General features: G+C 66.3%; 15 protein-coding genes. 6 read left to right on the top strand and 9 right to left on the bottom strand.

Features of this window, described 5'->3' with window-relative positions; all coding sequences use genetic code 11:
• Window positions 1-31 precede the first annotated feature (31 nt).
• Window positions 32-2758 carry a coiled-coil domain-containing protein gene (locus ABIC78_RS12840; RefSeq protein WP_354490064.1) on the top strand — a complete coding sequence of 909 codons (2727 nt, stop codon included), beginning with the start codon at window positions 32-34 and terminating at the stop codon, window positions 2756-2758.
• A gap of 84 nt (window positions 2759-2842) precedes the next feature.
• On the opposite strand, the gene ABIC78_RS12835 is transcribed toward ABIC78_RS12840, so the two are convergent.
• Window positions 2843-4261 carry a UdgX family uracil-DNA binding protein gene (locus tag ABIC78_RS12835; RefSeq protein ID WP_354490062.1) on the bottom strand — a complete coding sequence of 473 codons (1419 nt, stop codon included), beginning with the start codon at window positions 4259-4261 and terminating at the stop codon, window positions 2843-2845.
• Window positions 4262-4264: 3 nt separating this feature from the next.
• A complete protein-coding gene (locus ABIC78_RS12830) occupies window positions 4265-5512 on the bottom strand; it encodes a putative DNA modification/repair radical SAM protein (protein ID WP_354490060.1) in 1248 nt (415 codons plus the stop codon).
• A gap of 147 nt (window positions 5513-5659) precedes the next feature.
• Between ABIC78_RS12830 and ABIC78_RS12825 the strand changes: the two genes are divergently transcribed.
• The gene (locus tag ABIC78_RS12825; protein ID WP_354490058.1) at window positions 5660-6553 is read left to right on the top strand and encodes an alpha/beta fold hydrolase; all 894 of its coding nucleotides are present in this window, start codon (window positions 5660-5662) and stop codon (window positions 6551-6553) included.
• Between the two features lie 32 nt (window positions 6554-6585).
• Complete coding sequence (locus tag ABIC78_RS12820; protein ID WP_022675415.1) at window positions 6586-7068, top strand: pyridoxamine 5'-phosphate oxidase family protein; 483 nt, start codon at window positions 6586-6588, stop codon at window positions 7066-7068.
• An 88-nt stretch (window positions 7069-7156) separates the two neighbouring features.
• Here ABIC78_RS12820 and ABIC78_RS12815 read toward each other — a convergent pair whose 3' ends face one another.
• A complete protein-coding gene (locus ABIC78_RS12815) occupies window positions 7157-8677 on the bottom strand; it encodes an amino acid permease (RefSeq protein WP_022675416.1) in 1521 nt (506 codons plus the stop codon).
• Between the two features lie 228 nt (window positions 8678-8905).
• Between ABIC78_RS12815 and panB the strand changes: the two genes are divergently transcribed.
• A complete protein-coding gene (gene panB, locus ABIC78_RS12810) occupies window positions 8906-9775 on the top strand; it encodes a 3-methyl-2-oxobutanoate hydroxymethyltransferase (RefSeq protein WP_022675417.1) in 870 nt (289 codons plus the stop codon).
• Window positions 9776-9782: 7 nt separating this feature from the next.
• Here the strand turns inward: panB and ABIC78_RS12805 are convergent, their stop codons facing one another.
• The 4 genes from ABIC78_RS12805 to ABIC78_RS12790 are packed head-to-tail and all read right to left on the bottom strand — an operon-like array spanning window position 9783 to window position 16298.
• Window positions 9783-11378 (bottom strand): tetratricopeptide repeat protein, encoded by a 1596-nt coding sequence (locus ABIC78_RS12805; RefSeq protein ID WP_354490055.1) that lies wholly within the window; start codon window positions 11376-11378, stop codon window positions 9783-9785.
• Window positions 11371-12747 carry a PEP-CTERM-box response regulator transcription factor gene (gene prsR / locus ABIC78_RS12800; RefSeq protein WP_107717417.1) on the bottom strand — a complete coding sequence of 459 codons (1377 nt, stop codon included), beginning with the start codon at window positions 12745-12747 and terminating at the stop codon, window positions 11371-11373. Before prsR ends, ABIC78_RS12805 begins: the two co-directional genes overlap by 8 nt.
• Window positions 12747-14897, bottom strand: coding sequence for an XrtA/PEP-CTERM system histidine kinase PrsK (gene prsK, locus ABIC78_RS12795; RefSeq protein WP_354490053.1), 2151 nt, complete (start codon window positions 14895-14897; stop codon window positions 12747-12749). Before prsK ends, prsR begins: the two co-directional genes overlap by 1 nt.
• Window positions 14898-14912: 15 nt before the next feature.
• Entirely contained in the window at window positions 14913-16298 is a 1386-nt protein-coding gene (locus ABIC78_RS12790; RefSeq protein ID WP_309804247.1) for a TIGR03013 family XrtA/PEP-CTERM system glycosyltransferase, read from the bottom strand.
• Window positions 16299-16487: 189 nt separating this feature from the next.
• On the opposite strand from ABIC78_RS12790, the gene ABIC78_RS12785 reads away from it, so the two are divergent.
• A complete protein-coding gene (locus tag ABIC78_RS12785) occupies window positions 16488-18887 on the top strand; it encodes a patatin-like protein (RefSeq protein ID WP_354490051.1) in 2400 nt (799 codons plus the stop codon).
• Window positions 18888-18950: 63 nt separating this feature from the next.
• On the opposite strand, the gene dnaJ is transcribed toward ABIC78_RS12785, so the two are convergent.
• Window positions 18951-20090, bottom strand: coding sequence for a molecular chaperone DnaJ (dnaJ, locus tag ABIC78_RS12780; RefSeq protein ID WP_171799004.1), 1140 nt, complete (start codon window positions 20088-20090; stop codon window positions 18951-18953).
• Between the two features lie 120 nt (window positions 20091-20210).
• On the bottom strand, window positions 20211-22118 hold the full coding sequence (gene dnaK / locus ABIC78_RS12775) for a molecular chaperone DnaK (RefSeq protein ID WP_054130975.1): 1908 nt from the start codon (window positions 22116-22118) through the stop codon (window positions 20211-20213).
• A 178-nt stretch (window positions 22119-22296) separates the two neighbouring features.
• Here dnaK and ABIC78_RS12770 point away from each other — a divergent pair, with 178 nt between their 5' ends.
• A complete protein-coding gene (locus tag ABIC78_RS12770; RefSeq protein ID WP_022677502.1) occupies window positions 22297-22851 on the top strand; it encodes a copper chaperone PCu(A)C in 555 nt (184 codons plus the stop codon).
• Window positions 22852-22859 lie beyond the last annotated feature (8 nt).

The following is a 22859-nucleotide window of genomic DNA, read 5'->3' as shown; positions in this document are numbered from 1 at the left end:
CGCCCCCCTTTTCCATGATAGAGACGTGGCCATGAATGGGGGACCACGGATCATTCCGATCGAAGCCAACCAGCCGGAAACCGGCGGGCATGGCCTGGCGCTGGATCGTGAACAGGCAGAAACCGCCTTGCCCATTACCCCATCTTTACAAGAATTTGCCGATCAAAGCGAAGACGCGTTCGACGATACCGCCACCGCCCCACCGGCTCCTTGGCCATGGGGCCTGGCCGGTGGCGTGATCGCGGTGTGGACGGGCTTTTTTGCCTGGGCCAGCGTTCCTGGACTGGTTGCCGTGCGCAGCCCCGCCGCATGGGCAGCTGCCACCGGCCAGTGGGCGGCGCCGGTGCTGGTTGTGCTGGTCACCCTGCTGCTGATCCAGCGCGGCAGCGGGCGCGAGGCGCGCCGGTTTTCCAGCATTGCCAGCGGCCTGTCGCGCGAATCGGCGCAGCTGCACCAGCAGCTGGGTTCGATCAACACCGAGCTGGCCCTCGCCCGCGATTTCATCGCCGCCCAGGCGCGCGATCTTGATGCGCTAGGCCGCGTGGCGGCTGACCGCCTGTCTACCCATGCCGACAGCCTGCGCGGGCTGATCCAGGACAACGGCGCGCAGGTCAACGCAATCGCCGATGTTGCGGCCAACGCGCTCGACAACATGGAAAAGCTGCGCAGCCAACTGCCGGTGATCGCCAACAGCGCCAAGGACGTGACCAACTCCATCGCCAATGCCGGGCGAACCGCGCACGTGCAGCTGGAAGACATGGTCGCCGGGTTCCAGCGCCTGAACGAATTCGGGCTAGCCAGCGAGCGCCAAGTGGCCAGCGTGCGCGATCAGGTTCAGGCGGCACTCGGCGCGTTGACCGCGGCCGGGGTTGACCTTGCCCGCCAGACCGAGGCGCGCTTTGCCACCTTGGAAGAAGAAGTGAGCAGCCATCGCGCCGCGCTCGACCAGGAAGAGCATGCCGCGCTTGCCGCGATCCGCGCCCGCGCCCAGGCGCTGGCCGATACGCTGGGCGAGCAGCGCCGCACCATGGCCAGTGCCGAGCGCGAAAGCTTGACGGCGCTGGAACAGCGCCTGGCCACGCTGAAGGAAGCCAGCGCCACGCTGGGCGAAGCCGTGGCCGAGCAGGAAAGCGCCGCGCTCGCCAGCTGGCAGGCCCGCAGCGAGGCGCAGATGCGCACGTTGCGCGCCGCGCTCGACGACTTGACCGCCGCCCAAGACAGCACCCAGGCCCAGGCCCAGGCCCGCCTGGCCCGCTTTGCCGAAGAAAGCCGCGCGCTGGTGGCTGCCCTCGACGCCGAAGGCGAAGCGATCGACGCCGCCGTCGCCCAGCGCCGCGCCGCGCTCGCGGCTGGCGCCGATGACCAGCGCGAGACGCTGGCCCGCCGCATGGTGGAAATCGACCGCGCCATTGCCGAGCGGCGCAGCGCGCTCGCCGCCGCTGCCAACGAGGCGACCGAGGCATTGGCCCACAAGCTGGCCGATCTCGATCGCGCGCTCGATACCCAGCGCACACGCCAGCACGATGAAGCGCGCCGCCTGGCCGCACAATGCGATGCCGCCGCCGCCCGCGCGGCAGAACTTGCCGAAACGCTGTCGGCCTCGGCCAGCATGGGCGATACCACGGCCCAGGCCGTGGCCCGCGCGCTCGATCTGCTGCGCACGCGCCTGGCGGAAACCGGCATCGAACTGACCACGCAAGACGATCACATCGCGCGCACCACCGATGCCGCCGTGCGCCTGCTCGAACTAATCCAGGCCGCGGGTCAGCACAGCCGCAACGAACTGCCCGAGATCTTGCGCACCAGCCAGGCCGGCCTTGCCGAACTGGACCAGCGCGTGACCGCCCTGCATGCCGAACTGGGCGAAGCGGGCAACAAGGGCACCGCCCTTGCCGAAACCGTGCGGGGCACCAGCGCCGACATTGCCGAGGCACTGGCCCATGTCGCCCGCCTGCACGAAGCCTTTGCCCAGCAGGCCGCGGCCGAGCGTGCGCAGCTCAATGAAGTGCGCGCCACGCTGGAAACCGCGCGTGGCGAGGCCGAGGCGCTTTCGGGCGACATCACCGGCACCATGGCCACCGCGATCGATCGCCTCAATGCCGCCGCCCGTGCCGCTGGCGATACCATGGGCGAAACCCTCAAGGACGAAATCGAGGCCCTTGCCGCGCGGCTGGGCGAGGAAGGCAACGCCGCATTCGCCCGCGTGTTGCAAGGCCGCGGCGCCGAACTGATCGCCCGGTTGGAGCAGGCCATCGACAACGCCGCCGACGCCAGCCGCGACAGCGCCGTGCAGATGCGCGACCAGTTGGCCAAGGTGGACGAACTGGCCACCAACCTGGAGAACCGCGTTGCCCGCGCGCGCGAACGTGCCGAAGAACAGGTCGACAACGACTTCGCGCGCCGCACCGCACTGATCACCGAGTCCCTCAATTCCGCCGCGATCGACATTGCCCAGGCGCTGTCAGCCGATGTTTCGGAAACGGCCTGGGCTTCCTACCTTCGCGGCGATCGCGGCATCTTCACCCGCCGCGCCGTCACTCTGCTCGACAGTGCCGATGCCAAGGCGGTGCAGCAGCACTATGCCGGCGATGCTGAATTCCGCGGCCACGTGAACCGCTATATTCACGATTTCGAAGGCATGCTGCGCCAGTTGCTCTCGACGCGCGATGGCAATGCCCTCGGCGTGACGCTGCTGTCGTCTGACATGGGCAAGCTCTATGTGGCGCTGGCGCAGGGGATCGAGCGGCTTCGGGCGTGAGGTTGGTTTAGGCTTCCCACCACCCCCAACCCCCTCCTCTGAAGAGGAGGGGTTTTGATTTCAGCCTCTTAACTCCCCTTCCTCTTAAGAGGAGGGGGTCGGGGGGTGGTGGAACACTGCCGCCAACGCGTCAGCAAACCCGCGCAAATCCGCCACGAACCGCGCCTGTTCCGCCTCTCGCGCCGCGCCATCCAGACGCAGCAGATAGCTGGGGTGGCAGGTAAGCCAGATGTCTGTGTCGCCTTGCCGGGCAAGCAATCCACGCTCGCGCTGCACGCTGGCAGTCCGGCCGATCAACCCGCGCGCGGCGCTGGCGCCCAGCGCCAGGATCAGGCGCGGCGCCACCAGCTCGCGCTCGCGGTCCAGCCACCAGCGACAGGTATCGATCTCACCGGCCGTGGGCGTCTGGTGCAGGCGACGCTTGCCGGTGGGCTGATGCTTGAAATGCTTGACCGCGTTGGTCAGCCACCCCTGCCCCGGATCGATCCCGGCAGCCTGCAACTGGCTGCGCAGCACCTCGCCAGCCGGGCCAACGAACGGGCGGCCCTCCATTTCTTCAATATCGCCCGGCTGCTCGCCCACGATCATGAACGCGCGGCGGCGCGTGCCTTCGCCTGGCACCGCGCGCGTGCCGTTGCAGCCGATCGCGCAATGGCGGCAGCCGGCAATGCCGGTGGCCAGATCGGCGAGGCTATCCGGCGCAGGTCCGAACTCCTGCCGCCCCAGATCGACCATGGCCGCCTCGCGCGCCTGGGCCCCGGCGATCAGTTCGGGAATCAGCGCGGCTTCGGGCATGTTCTTCCAATACTTGCGCGGCATTTCCTTGAGCATGGCGCCCACCTTGAGCCGCGCCGGATTGAAAATGTTGGCGTAATAGGTGCGCCAAAATTCTTCCAGCGGATCACCGCCGGGTGCATCCAAGCGAGTGGCCGGTGGCCCTTCCTCCAGCACATCGCCGGCCCAGTGCAGCGATCCCGCCGGCGTCAGGATCGACCAGCGCATCGCGGCAAAACGCCGCACGAAAAAGCCGGCATTGGCGCGCAGAATATGATGATCCGGTTCGAACCAGGCGACATAGCGCTCGCTGCCATCAGGCTCGGCCACGCTGCGGAAGCGCAGGAACGCGCGCATCTTGTGGATGTCGCGCCGCACCGGACGCGACAATTGATCCAGCCGGCGCACGAGGGGATCGGCCGCATCCTCGGCCAGACGCGGCTGGCCCTGCAGGCGCCAGAGCAGGCGATAGGCCAGATCAAAGCGTTCGGGCGCACGGTGCAGCAGGGCCATGCGCACCAGGTTGAGAAACGCCTTGCTGGCGCGCACCGGCGGGGCATCGGGCCGTGGCGGCGGGATCGGCGCGGCATCTTGCGCAAAAAGATCGCCCGGCCCCTGCCCCGGCTCTTCCCACGACACCGCATCGGGCGCGATCCCGGCCAGGATCAGCCCGCGCGCCGCCGTGCGCCAGGCTTCGGTATCATCGGGCGCGGGAAGGCAGACGCGCAAGGATCAGGTGCCGAACAGTTCGAGCTGCCGCTCCTTGGGCGGGGTCAGGCTGGCGCGCAGGTCTGCCCGATCGACCAGCAGCGTGGGCCGCCAATCGGCAGTGACGATGAAAGGACGCACCTTGGTGAGCGAGACAGTCAGCCGGCCCACGTCTTCCAGCCGCAGCCGGCGCTGCCGCCGCGCCGAAAGCAACGCGTTGACCGCGCGCACGCCCAGCCCGGGCACGCGCAACAGTGCCTCGCGCGGGGCGCGGTTGACATCCACCGGGAATGCATCGCGAAAGCGCAGCGCCCAGGCCAGCTTGGGATCGATATCGAGCGGCAACATGCCACCATCATCGGCGGCCTGCTGCACCTCGTGCGGGGCAAAGCCATAAAATCGCATCAACCAGTCAGACTGATAGAGCCGGTGTTCGCGCATCAGGGGCGGGCGTTGCAGCGGCAAGACCGCGCTGGCATCCGGGATCGGGCTGAACGCGGAATAATAGACGCGGCGCAGGCGAAAGCGGCTGTAGAGCGTGGCCGAGCGGCCAACGATATCGGCGTCGCTGGCCTGGTCGGCGCCAACGATCATCTGGGTCGATTGCCCGGCCGGGGCAAAGCGCGGCGCGTGGCGAAAGCGCTTGCGCGCGTCCTTGGCCTCGACAATGGCGCTGCCGATGCTGGCCATGGCCCCTTCGATCACCGGCGTGGATTTGTCGGGCGCCAGCCGCGCCAGCCCCGCCTGGGTGGGCAATTCCACGTTGATCGATACGCGATCGGCATAGAGCCCGGCCCGCGCCACCAGTTCCGGGTCAGCCTCGGGAATGGTCTTGAGATGGATATAGCCTCTGAACTCGTGCTCCTCGCGCAGGATGCGGGCCGCCTCGATCAACTGTTCCATCGTGTGGTTGGACGAGCGCACGATGCCCGACGAGAGAAACAATCCCTCGATATAGTTGCGGCGATAGAAGGCGATCGTCAGATCGGCCACTTCCTGCGGCGTGAAGCGCGCGCGGCGCACGTTGGAACTCTTGCGGTTGACGCAATAGTGGCAATCGAAAATGCAGTGATTGGTCAGCAGGATTTTGAGCAGCGAAATGCACCGGCCATCGGGCGCATAGGCATGGCAGATGCCCATCCCCTCGGTCGAGCCGAGGCCCTTCCCGCCGGCGCTGTTGCGCTTGGCCGTACCGGATGATGCGCAGGAAGCATCGTATTTGGCGGCATCGGCGAGAATGCCGAGCCGTTCCATGACCGTGGGTTGCGACATTCGTTCCTTATACGTTCCTCCCTGCGGCAATGCCAGTGCCGATGCGGCGAACCGTCCACGGCATTTTGGGCAGGGCACCGGAACGCTCTTCCCCCTCAACCGGTTATAGGCGCGGAGGGGCAGACGATTTGCGGAGTTTTGCGAACCATGCCCATGATCAAGACGCGCGATGGCACCCAGCTTTACGTCAAGGCCTGGGGGCAAGGTCCCGCCGTGGTGCTGATCCATGGCTGGCCGCTCAATGCCGATAGCTGGGACCCGGTGATGAATGCGCTGGCTGGCGCGGGCTATCGCGCCATCGCCTACGATCGCCGCGGGTTCGGCCGGTCGGATCAACCCGGTCATGGCTATGACTATGACACGTTCGCCGACGATCTCGCTGATGTGCTGGCAGCCACCGACGCCCGACCGGGCGCGGCCCTCGTCGGCTTTTCCATGGGTGGCGGGGAAATTGCCCGTTATCTTTCGCGCCACGGTGCCGATGGCATCGGGCGGGTGGCGCTGGTTTCATCGGTTGTGCCGTTCATGGCCAAGACCGAAGACAATCCTGACGGCGTGCCGCAAGAGACCTTCAACCAGATGACCGAGGGCATGCTGGCCGACCGGGCCAAGTTCATGGCCGGGTTCATCAAGGATTTCTATGGGGTTGGCCTCTTGGCTCAACCGGTGAGCGACGAACAGCGCGCGCTGTCGTGGAACCACGCGATGCAAGCCGGGTTGCTGCCGACCTTGGCCGCGGCAAAGGCCTTTGCCACCACCGATTTCCGCGGTGACCTGGCGAGCTTTACCGTACCGACGCTGGTGATCCACGGCACGGGCGACAAGACCGTGCCGATCGAGGCGACCGGCCGCGCGGTGGCCCGCGCCGTCCCGCATGCCATGCTGGTCGAATACTCCGGCGCACCGCACGGCGTGTTTGCCACGGAAACCGAGCGGCTGATCGCTGACCTCACCGAATTTCTGTCCGGGCGTCGCCCGGATGATCGCCAGGCCGCGATCGATGCGGTGACTGCGCAAATGCTGATCACCCCCAACGTCTGACCCGAACACCCCCCTTTCACAGGAGAGAAACGATGCATTATGACCAAGGCAACCCGGCGGAACTGAAGGAAAAGTTCTGGAAGGAACTGGCCCATTCGCCTTTCGTGATGCTGCAACTGGATGCCGATCCAGAAAGCGCCGCGCCAATGACCGCGCAGCTTGACCGCGATGCAAACCACGCCATCTGGTTCTTCACCTCGCGCGACAATCGCTTTGCCGCGCAGGGCGGCGCTACGGCGACCTATGCCGCCAAGGGGCATGACCTGTTCGCCCGCTTCACCGGCGCGCTGACCGAGGAAACCGACCGCGCCCTGCTCGACAAGCATTGGAGCCGCATGGTGGAATCATGGTTTCCGGGCGGCAAGAACGATCCCAACCTGCTGTTCCTGCGCATGGACCTGGGCGAAGCGGCAATCTGGTCGGGTGAAGTGGGCGTGATGGGCGCGGTCAAGATGGCGCTGGGCCTGCCCGTGGGCGACAGCATCAAGGGTGGCTACGCCGAAACCAGCCTCTAAACGGAACGAACCCGTTCCAATAGGCAAAGGCCGCCGCTTCCCCGGGGAAACGGCGGCCTTTGTATTGCTGGCCCAAAGTGATGCGCGATCAGTCGATCGGCGGCACCGAGCTGGGCGGCAGGTCAGCATCGCCTTCGTGCACTTCGGTCAGGCCTCGGCCGACATGGCTACGGCTGCGGCTATAGGCATAGTACACGATGAGGCCGAGCACGGCCCAGCCGATGAACAGCTGGATCGTTGCGGCCGACAGGCTGCCGAACAGATAGATGCAGCCCAGGATCGAGATCGGCGCGACGATCATCACCGCCGGCGTGCGGAACGGACGCTTACGCGTGGGATCGGTCCGGCGCAGCACAAGCACCGCAATCGACACTGCCGCGAACGCGAACAGCGTGCCCGAGTTCGACACGTCGGCCAGCAGACCAACCGGGAAGAAGGCAGCGAACAGCGCCACGAACACCCCGGTGAGCAGCGTGATCACGTGCGGCGTGTGGAAGCGCGGGTGAATCTTGGAGAAAAATTCCGGCAGCAGGCCATCGCGGCTCATCACGAAGAAGATGCGGGTCTGGCCGAACATCATCATCAGGATGACGGACGGAAGCGCCAGGATGGCGGCAAGGCCCACCAGCCAGCCCACCATCGGGTGGCCGACCGAACGCAGCGTCCACGCCAGAGCCTCCTTGGAGCAGACCACGGCGTTTTCACCGATCGCCTTGCAGGCATCAGACAGCGCGGGCGATCCGGGCGACAGAGCAACATGGCCGGGGCCGAACACCGGCTGCGCGCCAACAGTGCCAATCACGCCAGCGGCCACCAGCATGTAGAATACGGTGCAGATTGCCAAGCTGCCGATCAGGCCGATCGGCATGTTGCGTTGCGGATTCTTGGTCTCTTCTGCCGCAGTAGAAACCGCGTCGAAGCCGACATAGGCGAAGAAGATCGATGCCGCAGCGCCCGAAATGCCGGTGAAGCCCAGCGGCGCGAACGGCTGGAAATTGCCTGCCTTGATCATGGGAATGGTCAGCGCGATGAACAGGGACAGGGCGACGATCTTGATCGCCACCAGCACCGCGTTGACCGTGGCGCTTTCCTTGGTGCCCAGGATCAGCAGGCCGGTAATCACCACGGCAATACCCATGGCCGGCAAGTTGATCAGCCCACCGTCAAACGGGCCACGCACCAATTCCAGCGGCACGGTTATGTGCAGGCTGTTCTGGACAAAGCCGATCATGTAGCCCGACCAGCCGACCGAAACGGCACCAGCGGCGATGGCATATTCCAGGATCAGCGCCCAGCCGACCATCCAGGCGACGAGTTCACCCATCACGGCGTAGCTATAGGTATAGGCGGAACCCGAGACCGGCACCATGGCTGCCATTTCGGCGTAACACAGCGCCGCTACGGCACAGACGAAGCCGGCGATGATGAAGCTGATCATCATGCCCGGCCCGGCCTTTTGCGCGGCTTCTGCGGTAAGCACGAAAATACCGGTGCCGATCACGGCACCAACGCCCAGCATGGTCAGTTGGAAGGCACCGAGCGAGCGGTGCAATGATTTCTTTTCGGCTGTCGCCAGAATAGCGTCGAGTGGTTTGACGCGTCCAAACATTGAAATCTCCCGCCTTGGACCGGTGCGGCGGGAACCCCCACGCCAACACGTTGCACCGGTAACCAGGTCATGGGCCGCAACGCTAGCGGCAACCTATGGCTTGGCAAAGGGCCTTTTTTCATCTGCATGTGCCAATGCCTCCTGCCCTTGCGGGTTTTGCCCCATGGTATAGAAGCGCGCGCCACACCTGACCGGCTTTTCGGGCCAGCTTTTGGGATAGCAGTGCGCATGTCCACCACCTTTCAGCTCGACACGGCCACCAGCCGCGCCCATCCCACCCCGGCGCCGATGAAGCGCCTGTCGGTGCCCGCCATCCGCCAGCGCAAGGTGGATGGGCACACCGCGCAGCCGATCGTGATGCTCACCGCATATACCGCGCGCCAAGCGCAATTGCTGGATGCGCATTGCGATATCCTGCTCGTGGGGGATTCGCTGGGCCAGGTGATCTATGGCTTGCCATCGAGCGTTCCGGTCACGCTCGACATGATGGCCGCCCATGGCGCTGCCGTGGTGCGCGGTTCATATCATGCGGTGGTGATCGTGGACATGCCGTTCGGCAGCTATGAAGCCTCTCCGCAAGCGGCCTTTGCGGCGGCGGCGCGGCTGCTCAAGGACACCGGCTGCGCCGGGGTCAAGCTGGAAGGCGGCGCGGCCATGGCCGAAACCGTGGCGTTCCTGGTGGCGCGCGGCATCCCGGTGATGGGCCACGTCGGCCTGACGCCGCAGGCGGTGAACGTGCTGGGTGGCTATGGCGCGCGCGGCCGCAGCCAGGCCGAAGCCGACAAGATCCTCGCCGATGCCCGCGCGCTGGCCGATGCCGGCGCCTTTGCCATCGTGGCCGAAGGTGTGGTGGAACCGCTGGCCATTGCCATCACCCAGGCGGTGCCGTGCCCGGTGATCGGCATTGGCGGATCGGCGCAGTGCGATGGCCAAGTGCTGGTGACCGAAGACATGCTGGGCATGTTCGAGCGCGTGCCCCGCTTTGTGAAGCGCTATGCCGAAGTGGCCGGCACGATCGAGCAAGCGGCCGCCCACTATGCCCAGGAAGTACGCGAGCGCGCGTTTCCGGGGCCGGAGCAGACCTACCAGCCGAAGTAATCCGCGCCTAAAGCACCTGCCCCCGCGCCGCCAGTGCGCGGGCCATGGCCTGGGCTTCGGTCTGGCGCCCTTCCCCCGCCCAGGCGACGGCAAGCAGCCGCATCGCCAGGAGGCTTTCGGGATTTTGCGCCAGATAGCGCGCGGTCATCGCGTCGGCGTCCTTGGCCCGGCCCGCCGCGCGCAGGGCTGCGTCCATGCGGCGTAGCACCGGTTCGTTGAACCGGATCGCCGCCGCGGCATCATAACTGGCAAGCGCACCGCGCGCGTCATTGGTGATCATGCGAGCGTCCCCGGCCAGAAGCCAGGCTTCTGCCGCGCCGGGATTGGCCGCGCGCAGCCGATCGGCAACGGCCCGCGCCTGGTCAAACTGCCGCGCGGCGAGCAGGCCACGGACATAGGGCACCGCCACGTCGGCAAAATTGGGGCCATCCTGATAGCGCAGCGCGAGCGCGCCCAGCGGCAGATCGGGCGGGATCGCCGTGAAGGGCCGCATCGGGCCCATGCGGGCGGCAACGGTGGCCAAATCCTTGGCCCGTTGTGGCTGGCGCAGCCCCTGCCAGGCGCGCGCCACCGTGGCTTGCAGATAGGGCGTGGCAAAGGGCTGCCGCGCCACGCTATCCCAACGCCAAGCCACCTGACGCAGATCGCCCTCGCGCGCGATGGCGCGGGCGAGCAATTGCTGTGCCTGGAGATTTGCCGGTTGCAGCCGCACCAGCCGCGCCAACAATCCCGCCGAAACGCTGTAGTTGCCCGCGCGATATTCAAGCACCCCGCCCAGCAGCATGGCCGCGGGCATGTCCCTCAGCGCGGTGCCGGTGCGTTGCAGCAGGGTGCGGGCAAGCTCGGTCTTGCCAGCGCGGGCGGCCAGCACGGCCTGGAAATAGAGCGCGCGTGGGTTGCCCGGGTCCACCTCGGCCAGTTTGCGTACCACCACCAGCATGGCGCGGGCCTGGCCCATGTCGCCCAACGTGGCAGCATATTCGGTCAGCAGATCAGGATCTTGGGGATGGATCTTGAGGCCCTGCTCGAACCACGGCAGCGCGGCGCGCAGCCCGAACTGTTCGCGCACCAGCATGCCGCGCAGCGCCAGGGCGCGGGCATTGCGCGGGGCCAGCGCCACCGCCCGTGCCGCTGCCTGCACCGATTGCGCCTGCTCTCCGCCGGCAAAGCGCAGGCGCGCGATCGCCACCCACAGATCAGCGTCATCGGGCGTAAGCCGCAAGGCCTGGTCAAACGCCTGGCCCGCCGCGGGCAAGCGCCCTTCGGCCAGGGCCAGTTGCCCGCGCATGCGCCAGCCGAGCGCGGCGGTATCGGGCGTGAACTGCGCCGCGCCATCCAGCAGGGTGTGGGCATCGGCCAAAGCACCGCGCGCCAGCAGCGCCGCGGCAAGATCGGCGCGCAGCGCATCGGCCGGCGCACCCTGGCGCATGGCTTCGCGCAGGGCCACTTCGGCCGAGATCGGATCGCGCCGCGCCAGCGCTGCCCGCGCCTTGGCCCGCACCGCATCGAGCGGGGGGCAATCGGCCGCCGCCGGCCCCACCGGCGCCAGGGCCAGGAGCGTTGCCGCGAGCGACACGAGCCAGGCACGCCTGCGGTTACCCATGCATGTCATATTGCTTGAGCAAGTCGTAAAGCGTCGGCCGACTGATACCGAGCAGACGCGCCGTGCTGGAAATGTTGCCCTCGCTACGGGCCAGGGCGTGGCGGATCGCCTTGCGATCGGCCGCCTCGCGCACCGCCTTAAGGTTGAGCGGATTGTCTGCCCCAGCATCGGCCAGCGGCAGATCGAGGTCGGCGGCCGCCACCAGCTTGCCATCGGCCATGATCACCGCGCGCTTCACCCGGTTTTCCAACTCTCGTACGTTGCCCGGCCAGCCCCATCCGTCGATCGCGGCCAAGGCATCGGGGGCAAAGCCCTTGACCGAGGGGTTCATCTGCGCGGCAAAGCGGGTGAGGAACGCCTTGGCGAGCAAAGTGGCGTCACCCGGCCGCTGCGCCAGGCTGGGGATCTTCACGACGATTTCGGCAAGGCGATACCACAGGTCTTCGCGAAAGCGCCCTTCGGCGATCATCGCCTCGAGGTTCTGGTGCGTGGCGCAGACGATCCGCGTGTCGACCGCGATCGAGCGGCGCCCGCCGATCCGCTCGATCGTGCGTTCCTGCAGGAAGCGTAGCAGCTTGACCTGCAACTGCAGCGGGATGTCGCCCACTTCATCAAGGAACAGCGTGCCGCCATTGGCCAGTTCGATCTTGCCCTCGGTGGTCTTGACCGCACCGGTGAACGCGCCCTTTTCGTGGCCGAACAGCTCGCTTTCCAAAAGGTTTTCCGGGATCGCCGCGCAGTTGATCGCCACGAAAGCGCTGCTCGCCCGGCTCGATGCCTCGTGCAGGCCACGCGCCAGCAGTTCCTTGCCGGTGCCGCTGGCGCCAAGCAGCATGACCGAGACATTGGTATTGGCCACCCGCTCGATCGTGCGGGCAACCTTGACCATTTCCGGTGCTGCCGTGATCATGTTGCCCAGCACCCGGTGATCGGCCGGCGCCCGCGTAGCCAGGCTGAGGTTTTCCGCCTCGATCCGGTGAAGATGCAGGGCGCGACGCACGATCAGGCCCAAGGCGTCGATATCCACCGGCTTGGGATAGAAATCATAGGCGCCCTGCGCCACCGCACGCAGCGCGGATTCGCGCGCGCCGTGGCCAGAGGCTACGATAACCTTGGTATCGGGCTTGATCGCCATGATCTCGTCCAGCACGGCAAAGCCCTCGCTCACCCCGTCGGGATCGGGCGGCAGGCCCAGATCGAGCGTCACCACTGCCGGCTCTTCGGCGCGCAACAGGGTAAGCGCACTGGCGCGATCGCCGGCGATGAACACCTCGAAATCCTCGTAGGCCCACTTGAGCTGCGCCTGGAGGCCAGGATCATCTTCGACGATGAGCAGCTTGGGCAGCTGCTTGGCGCGGGTGTCGGTCATCATGCAACGTCCTGCTGGGAACGGGGTGGAGACAGGGCAGCGGCGGCAGCAAGCGGCAGGCGCACGGAAAAGCGGCTGCCCAGCCCTTCCCGGCTTTCCACGTCGAGCCGGCCGCGCATGGCGTGCACAAGTTCGCGCGCTTCGAAGGCGCCGATGCCAAAGCCGCCGGCCTTGGTGGAAACGAATGGCTTGAACAGGTTGTTGCGCACGAACTCGGCGCTCATGCCAGTGCCGGTATCGATCACGTCGATGCAGCCGTGCAGCGCCTCGCTGCGCAGTTCGACCCGCACGCTTTGCCCGGCAGGGCTGGCATCAATGGCGTTCTGCACCAGATGGGCCAGCACCTGCTCCAGCGTTTCGCGGTTGGCCATGATCGTGCAGGGGCCATGCACCGTCACCACCACTTGCGCCCCGCTGGCGCCATGCGGCCAGCGACCGGCCAGCGCCTGGGCCACCGCCACGGCATCAACCGCGGCGAGTTGCTCCACATTGCCGGCGCCATAGCGCGACAGGCGGGCGATCAGGGCGTTGAGCTTGTCGGCCGAGTTGCTCAGCGTGACGAGCATGTCCTTGCGGAACTCGGGATTGTCGGCGTGGCGCTGCGCGTTGCGCGCCAGCAGGCCAAGCTGGCTCGCCAGGTTCTTGATATCGTGCATCACGAAGGCGATGCGGCGGTTGAATTCATCGAACCGGCTGGCTTCGAGCAGCGCGAGCTGGCCGTTGTTTTCGGCGATGTAGCTGGCCAGCTGATGACCGACCACGCGCAACAGGTCGAAATCCTCCCAATCGAGCTGGCGCGCCACCGCCGGGCGGCCGAGCACGACAAGGCCGACCAGCCGATCGAAATGGAGCAGCGGCACCAGGGCCCAGACGGCCTCTTCCTCGATCATCCAGACGGGCGTGGCCTGCGCCTCGCCGCGGTGGTCGATGCCGCCGCGCACTTCATCAAGGTCGACGATGAAGCCGTGGGTTTCGAAGAAGGCGGCGCCTGCTGCGTCGAGCCCCTGGGCCGGCACATCGAGCGTGGGCCATTGCCAGCGTGCCGCCAGGACCAGTTCGCCGCTATCGGCCGGCATCAGCAAAGCGCCGCGCGCGCTGTCGGTGATATCGGCCACGGCCTGGATCACGCGGGTATGCAACGGCACGGTATCGCCCGCGCCACTGGTCATCCCGCCCGGCCCCCGTGCCCCACCCCGGCCGATCGTGGCGTTGAAGCGCAGCCATTCGGCGCGATAGTCATAGCGGTGCTGGAAGAAATGCTTGGACAGCATGACGTTGAGCCAGCCGCGCAGGCGCCCAGAGGGCATCAGCGCCAGGACCAGCACCGACGAGGCAAACACGAAGCCAAGCTGGGTCAGCATCGTGGCACTGCCACCTGCCCAGGCGATGGACTGCGCCACGCCGACCATCACCAGCATGTAGCCGCCGATCACCAGCAGCGAGAGCGACTGGAACGCCACCGTGCGCGACGGCGAAAAGCGCCCGGTAGTCTGCTCGCGCACGGCGCCCGCCGCCAGCAGGGCGACGCCGAGCAATGCGGCGAGCGCGCGCAGGCTGACGAGTTCGGCCGGCGTGCCGCGCACCAGATAGGCGATGGTGTAGAAATTGAGATCGTAGCCCCAGATCACCGCCAGGGCAGCGCAGGTCCACCGTACGGCGCTGCGCTGCGCGGTCATCGCCCCGGCATAGAGATTGTGCACCAGCACCAGCGCGCCGGTGATCACCAGCAGGCGCAGCATCACCGCAATCTGGAAAATCATCGCCCGTGCCACCGGGAACGCGGCAAAGCGCCAATCGAGCACGAGCAGCACGACCTGGAGCAGTTCCACCACGGCCAGCACGATCAGCACCGGCCGCACCGGCGCTACGGATTCATGCCGTCCATCCCGGGCGAAGAGGGCATAGACCACCAGCAGCCAGGCTAGGTTGCGCGCCATATCGGCCAAGAGCGCCACGGGCGCGTGCGGCCCCAATGCGGCCTGCAACAGAGCCCAGACCGCACCAACCAGCACCGCCGCGATTCCGGCGCGGCTGACCGGGCGGCCGCGCCGTTGCCAGTCGATCTGCCACACGCCCAGCACCAGCCCGGCAAATGCCGCCAGCACAAAGGCCCATTGGCCCAATCCTGTCCATCCCACAGGGGCCTGCATCGCGGCAGCGCCTGCTTAGCGCGCGCCTTCGTGCCACAGCACGACGCGCAGGGTTTGCAGCAGGATCAAGAGGTCAAGAAACGGGGTGTAATTCTTGGCGTAATAGAGATCGTATTCCAGCTTGTGCCGCGAATCCTCGATAGAGGCGCCGTAGGGATAGTTGATCTGCGCCCAGCCAGTGATGCCCGGCTTCACCATGTGGCGTTCTGCGTAATAGGGCAGATGCTCTTCCAGGTCTGACACGAATTCGGGCCGTTCGGGGCGCGGACCGACAAAGCTCATCTGTCCCTTGAGCACGGTCCAGGTCTGCGGCAGTTCATCGATGCGCAGCTTGCGGATCAGGCGGCCGATGCGGGTAACGCGCGGGTCGTTCTTGGCGGCCCACTGCGCGCCGCCGGCCTCGGCATCAGTGCGCATGGAGCGCAGCTTGATGAGGTTGAACGTCTCGCCATAGAGGCCGACGCGGGTTTGCCGGAAGAACGCCGGCCCCTTGCTGTCGAGCTTTACCAGGATGGCAAAGACCACGATGATCGGGGCGGTCAGCGCCAGCAGCAGCAGGCTGGCGCAGATATCGAACGCGCGCTTGATCGCACCCGACAGCATGCGGCCCGAGGAAAACCCATCGGAAAAGATCAGCCAGCTGGGATTGACCGTATCGAGATCGACGCGGCCGGTCTCGCGCTCGACAAAGGTGGAGAAGTCATTCACATGCACGCCGGTGGTCTTGATCCGCAGCAAGTCCTTGAGCGGCAGCGCATTGCGCCGCTCTTCCAGCGCGAGCACCACCTCGCTCACGCCGAGGTTTTCGACAAACCGCGTCAGATTGGGCAGCGCGTCGCGGCTGATCGCTTCCTCGATCAGCGGGTGCTGCGTGCTCATCGCGACATAGCCGACGATGACGAAGCCGGCCTCGGGCCGCTCGCCCAGCTTGCGCAGGCGATCGGCGCGCTTGCCCGCACCCAGCACCAGCACGCGGCGACGAAACGCCGCCGTGCCGAGGAACCCGCCCAGCACCAGCCGCACGCCAACCAGCAGGACCATGGAAAAGACCATGGCGTAGAACAGGTTGGACCGCCACAGCGTGTGGCCGGGGATCAGGAAATAGACGACCGAGAGCGCAATGATGCCAAGGCTGACGGCGACCATCAGCCGCGCCGTGGCGTAGCGCATCGAGCGCAGCGCGTCAGAGCCATAGACGCCGACCGAGACCATCGCGGTCTGCACCAGGACAGCAAAAGTGAGCAACGGCCACAGGCGATCGCCGGTATAGCCCACATCGATGCCGATCTGGTGGGCACGCACCACCCAGCCCAGTTCCCCCGCCAGCACCAGCAGCCAGAAATCGATGATTCCCAGCAGGAAGACCGCGTTGGGAATATAGTGTTTGAACAAGCGGATCATCAGGCCAAGGGTATCCAGCTGCGCCCTGCCGGGGCGGATCGGTAACTGCGCGTATCGTTCTGTGGCGGGGATAGGCCCGCACGGGTAAATTGTCGGTGAATCTGACAAGTCGCGGTTAATAGCGTCGGACCGGCTTACAGCCTCTCGCCCCTACTGGTCGAGCGCTTCAATCCCTGTCATGGTCTGGCGATGCGGCAGAAAGAACTGCGCCTGGCCCTTGTTTCCACCGGCGGCATCAGCCTGGCGGTATATATGCATGGGGTTACCAAGGAACTGTGGCACCTGTCGCGGGCCAGTTGCGCGGTCAACGCCAAGGTCGGCTCTGCCGCAGCGCCCGTGCCAGAGCCGGGGATCGAGGCAGTGTGGATCGCCCTGCTGGACACCATCCACGCCCAGCGCAACCTGCGCCTGCGCGTGCTGGTCGATATCCTCTCGGGCGCCAGCGCCGGTGGCATCAATGCCGTATTCCTGGGCCAGGCGCTTGCCACCGGGCAAAGCCTGGAGCCGCTGACGCGGCTGTGGCTGGCCCGCGCCGATAGCGACGTGCTGCTCGATCCCGACGCCCGGCCATGGGGGCGCTTTGCCAAGTTCTGGGCGCAGCCGCTGGTCTGGGCCGTGCTGCGCTGGCCAGCCCTGCGCGCACGGGGTGGCGAACTGGCGCAGCAGGTGGATTACGAAACACGCCACAGCAAGGCCTGGGGCGAAGTGCGCCGCAAGATTTCGCGCCTGATCCGGGCGCGCTGGTTTGCCCCGCCGTTCAGCGGCATCGGGTTTTCCCGCCTGCTGGCCGAGGCGCTCGATGCCATGGCGCGCAGCGGCAATGCCGCGCCGCTGCTGCCGCCGGGGCACCCGATCGATCTGATGGTGACGGCCACCGATTTTGCCGGCCATCCCGCGCCGCTGCGGCTCAACAGCCCACCCTTGGTAGAGGAAAACGAACACCGCCTGGGCATCGGCTTTCGCGCCGAGGCCCGCGCCCATACCGGCGAAGGCCTGGCCCCGCTGCCCGAACTGGTCCTGGCCGCGCGCGCCACAGCGAGCTTTCCCGGCGCGTTTCCGCCGCTGACCATTGCCGAGATTGACCGTCTGGTGGTCGAACGCGGCGAGACCTGGCCGGGCCGCTCGGCCTTTCTGCAGCGGATCATGCCCAATCGCTGGCGGCGTGGCACGGTGGACCAGGCCGCGCTGGTCGACGGCGCCGTGCTGGTCAACCGCCCGTTCGCGCCGGCCATGGCCGCGCTGGGCAGCCGCCCTTCCCGGCGCGAGGTGGACCGGCGTTTCGTCTATCTCGATCCCGCGCCACACGCGCCCGGCGATGCCGCACCCGCAGCCGCGCCTGTGGGGTTTATCGCGGCGATCTTTGGCGCGCTGTCCACCATCCCGCGCGAGCAGCCGATTCGCGACAACCTGGAGGCGCTGGAGCGGCAATCGCGCGAGCGCCTGCGGCTGCGCGCGATCGTCGATTCGCTGCAGGGCGAGATCGAGGAAACCGTGGCCAAGCTGTTTGGCCACACGCTGTTTTTCGATTGGCCCAACCCCAAGCGCCTGATCACCTGGCGCGCCCGGGCGCAGCAGGCCGCCGCCGAGCAGGCTGGTTATGCGTTTCATGGCTATGCCCAGGTCAAGCTGGCGGGGATCGTCGCCGATCTGGCCGAGGTGATCACCCAGGCCCTGCCCGCCGATGACAACGCCGGGGTGGAAGAAGCCCTGTGGCGCCACCTCAACCAGCTTGGTCTCGACAACTTGAGCGCGCGCGGCGCAGGTGCGACGGCCCCGGCCATCGCCTTTTTCCGCGCCCACGACCTGGCATTCCGCATCCGCCGGTTGAAACTTCTGGCCCGCCGGCTGACCGCCGATTGGGACGAAGCCGCCGGCATCGACCCGGCCGCGCGCGAGGCAGCACGCGACGTGGTCTATCGTGCCCAGGCGCTGTATCAGGCGCGGGCCAGCCTGAGCGGGCTGGGCCCCGGCTTTGCCGCCAGTGCCGCCGTGGTGCGCGAAGACCCTGGCGCGGTCCTGGCCGCGATTGCCGCGCGGCGCGATCTGGCGCGGCTGGATGATGAAGTGGATGGGCTGTTCGTCCATGCGCTGGGCATGATGGACAAGGCGCTGCGCCGCCGTTTCTTGCACGCCTATCTGGGCTTTCCGTTCTATGACGTCGCCACGCTGCCGCTGTTTCAAGGCGATGGCCTGGGTGAGTTCGATCCGGTCAAGGTCGATCGCATCTCGCCCGAAGACGCCACCGCCATCCGCAGCGGCGGCACGCGCGCCTGCCTCAAGGGCATCGCATTCACGCACTTCGGCGCGTTCTTCAGCCGTGCCTGGCGTGAGAATGACTATCTGTGGGGCCGGCTCAATGGTGCGGAACGGCTGATCGACATGGTCTGTTCGACGCTGGACGAGCCGCTTGATGCTGCTTTGATCGAGACCTTCAAGCGCGATGCGTTCCTGGCGATTTTGGCGGAAGAGGAGCCTAGGTTGCGGGCAGAGGCTGAGTTGGTGCCAAGCGTGCGGGCGGAGGTTTTGGCGAAGTTTGATGGTGGCTTCCACCACCCCCCGCCCCCCTCCTCTAAAGAGGATGGGGAGTAGACATAAAAAAGCCCCCTCCTCTTCAGAGGAGGGGGTTGGGGGTGGTGGACGCCTTGCCCGATGTTATTCCGTCAAATCGGTCCAGGCATCCTTGATGCGTTCGAAAAAGCCCTTGGATTGCGGGCATTCTTCGCCGGTTTCGGTGCTCTGGAATTCGCGCAGCAGTTCGCGCTGGCGCGCCGACAGTTTGGTGGGCGTTTCCACCTGGATTTCCACGACAAGATCGCCCGAGCCGCGCCCTTGCAGCACGGGCATGCCCGCGCCGCGCTTGCGCAACTGTTTGCCCGATTGGATGCCGGCGGGAATCTCGATCGCGTGGCGGCTGCCGTCCAGGCCAGGGATCTCGATTTCGCCGCCCAGGGCCGCGGTGGTGAAGCTGATCGGGGCGCGGGTCAGCAGCGTGGTGCCGTCGCGCTCGAACACTTTGTGCCGGGCAATGTGCAGAAAGATGTAGAGATCGCCCGCCGGGGCGCCATTGGGCCCGGCCTCGCCCTTGCCAGCCAGGCGGATGCGCGTGCCGGTATCCACGCCGGCAGGAATATCCACCGCCAGGGTCTGCGGCGCATCGACGCGGCCTTCGCCACGGCAATGGCGGCAGGGCTTTTCGATCACTTCGCCGCGACCGTGGCAGTTGGGGCAAGCCCGCTCCACCATGAAGAAACCCTGCTGCGCGCGCACCTTGCCATGGCCACCGCACAGGTTGCAGCGACGGGCAGAGGTGCCGGGCGTCGCGCCGGAGCCGCTGCACGGTTCGCAGGTCTGCGACACTTCTACGGTGATTTCGGCAGTCTTGCCATGGAACGCCTCTTCCAGCGTCACTTCCATGTCATAGCGCAGATCGGCGCCGCGCCGACTTTGCTGCCGGCCGCCACCGCCACCAAAAGCTCCGCCGAAGATCGTTTCGAAGATATCGCCGATGTCGCCGAAATCGCCGCCGCCAAAACCGCCTGCACCGCCCCCACCGGGGCCGCCCTGCTGGAACGCGGCATGGCCATAGCGATCATAGGCGGCGCGTTTTTGCGGATCGGAGAGGCAGGCATAGGCCTCGTTGATCTGCTTGAACTTGGCCTCGGAATCCTGGCACCCCGGATTCTTGTCGGGGTGGAATTTCATCGCCAGCTTGCGGAACGCAGACTTGATGACCTTGTCATCAGCCGTCCGTTCCACTTCCAGCAATTCGTAATAATCGGCTTCAACTGCCATAACAAAGCCCTCGCCCCGCACGGGGAGAGGGCCTGGGCAATGCCATGTTAAAGGCGTTCCTGGTCCCCTCTCCCCGTCCCTTGCCACCATGCGTGGCAAGAGAGGGGGTCATGTTGCAGATCAAGCCTTGGTGTCGTCCACTTCCGAGAACTCGGCGTCGACCACGCCGTCGTCCTTGGGCGCTTCTGCCCCCGGAGAGGCGGCACCGGCCTGTTCCTTTTCATAGATCGCCTGGCCCAGCTTCATCGCCTTGTCGGTGAGGGCCTGGGTCTTGGCGGTCATGTCTTCGGCATTGCCGCTTTCGATCGCGGTCTTGGCTTCGGCCAGGGCTGCCTCGATTTCGGCCTTGAGGCCCGCGTCAACCTTGTCGCCATGCTCTTCGAGCTGGCGCTCGGTGGCGTGGACCAGGCTTTCGGCGTTGTTCTTGGCCTCGGCCGCCTCGCGGCGCTTCTTGTCGTCAGCCGCGAACTTTTCCGCGTCGCGCACCATCTGGTCGATATCGGCGTCGGACAGGCCGCCCGATGCCTGGATGCGGATCTGCTGTTCCTTGCCGGTGCCCTTGTCCTTGGCCGACACGTTGACGATGCCGTTGGCGTCGATGTCGAACGTCACCTCGATCTGGGGCACACCGCGCCGTGCGGGCGGAATACCGAGCAGGTCGAACTGGCCCAGCAGCTTGTTGTCCTGCGCCATTTCGCGTTCACCCTGGAACACGCGGATGGTCACGGCCTGCTGGTTGTCTTCCGCGGTCGAGTAGACCTGGCTCTTCTTGGTCGGGATCGTGGTGTTGCGGTCGATCATCTTGGTCATGATGCCGCCCAGCGTTTCGATACCCAGCGACAGCGGGGTCACGTCGAGCAGCAGCACGTCCTTGACGTCGCCCTGGAGCACGCCGGCCTGGATGGCCGCGCCCATGGCCACGACTTCGTCAGGGTTCACGCCGGTGTGCGGGTCCTTGCCGAAGAAGTCCTTCACCACGTCGCGCACCTTGGGCATGCGGGTCATGCCGCCGACCAGCACCACGTCGTCGATGTCCTTGGCCGAAAGGCCGGCATCGGCCAGCGCCTTGCGGCAGGGCTCGAGCGTGCGCTCGATCAGCTTGCCGACCAGGCGTTCGAGGTCCGAACGGGTGATGGTTTCCACCAGGTGCAGCGGGGTGGTGCTGCCACCTTCCATGCGTGCGGTGATGAAGGGCAGGTTGATTTCGGTGGTCTGGGCCGAAGACAGTTCGATCTTGGCCTTTTCCGCCGCTTCCTTGAGACGCTGCAGGGCAAGCTTGTCGCCACGCAGATCAAGGCCTTCCTTGCCTTTGAACTTGTCCGCCAGGTATTCGACCAGCGCGGTGTCGAAGTCTTCACCGCCCAGGAACGTGTCACCGTTGGTGGACTTCACCTCGAACACGCCATCGCCGATTTCGAGGATGGAGATGTCGAACGTGCCGCCGCCAAGGTCGTACACGGCAATGGTCTTGCCGTCCTGCTTGTCGAGGCCATAGGCCAGCGCGGCCGCAGTCGGCTCGTTGATGATGCGCAGCACTTCAAGGCCGGCGATCTGGCCGGCGTCCTTGGTCGCCTGGCGCTGCGCGTCGTTGAAGTACGCCGGCACGGTGATCACTGCCTGCGTCACGGTTTCGCCCAGGTAGCTTTCGGCGGTTTCCTTCATCTTCTGAAGGGTATAGGCCGAAATCTGCGACGGGCTGTAATCCTGGCCACCGGCCGCAACCCATGCATCGCCGTTCTTGCCCTTGGTGATCGTGTAGGGCACCAGCTGGGTGTCCTTCTGGGTCAGCGGATCGTCGAAACGACGGCCGATCAGACGCTTGACCGCAAAGATCGTGTTGTCAGGGTTGGTCACGGCCTGGCGCTTGGCCGGCTGACCGATCAGGCGCTCACCGTCCTTGGTGAAAGCCACGATCGAAGGCGTCGTGCGCGCGCCTTCCGAATTCTCGATGACCTTGGGCGTGCCCCCGTCCATCACCGCGACGCAGCTGTTGGTCGTGCCGAGGTCGATACCAATAACTTTAGCCATGTTTCCCCATATCCTTCGCGTGTTGACACCGCTTAATCGGGCGTCCCCCTTGTGGGCAGGCGCCACCTTGGCGGCTCGTTACGGGCGGGATATAGGTGCGCTTGCGCTTGGCACAAGCCCCGCGCGTGCTATGGCTGCGTCACATTTTCACCTCGCTTGAAAAGAAGGATCGCATCGCATGCGCGCACCTGTTCTGGCCGGCATGGCCTGTCTTGCCCTGGCTTCGGGCCTTGCCCTGGCGGGATGCAGCAAGCCTGCGCCGCAGGAAAGCCCCAGCGTTGCCGCAAGCCTCGATGCCACGCCCGAAAACGCACCGGGCACCACGCTGACCGATGCGACCGTGCAGTTGCCCGCCGTGGCCGGCAATCCGGGCGTTGCCTATTTCACCCTGGCGCAGGGCAGCGGGCCCGACCGCCAGTTGGTAGCCGTGCATGTCGACGGCGCGGGCCGCGCGGAAATGCATGAAAGCGCGATGAAGGATGGCATGATGCAGATGTCGCCGCTCAAGGCGGTGCCGCTGCAATCGGGCAAGAGCGTGGAGTTCAAGCCCGGTGCCAACCACGTGATGCTGTTCGACCTCGCCCCCACGCTCAAGGCCGGCGGGGTGACCGAACTCACCATCACCCTCGACAACGGTGACAAGGCAACGACCAAGGCCAAGGTCGTCGCGCCCGGCGCCGCAGCCGCAAGCACCGCCGCAGGCGGCAGCATGGACCACATGGATCATATGTAAGGCCAGCG

Origin of the sequence: Novosphingobium sp. 1529 (assembly GCF_040544855.1) — a bacterium.
GTDB lineage: Bacteria > Pseudomonadota > Alphaproteobacteria > Sphingomonadales > Sphingomonadaceae > Novosphingobium > Novosphingobium capsulatum.
The sequence above is the reverse complement of the archived record's forward strand: the minus strand, read 5'-3'. Positions and strand labels throughout refer to the sequence as shown.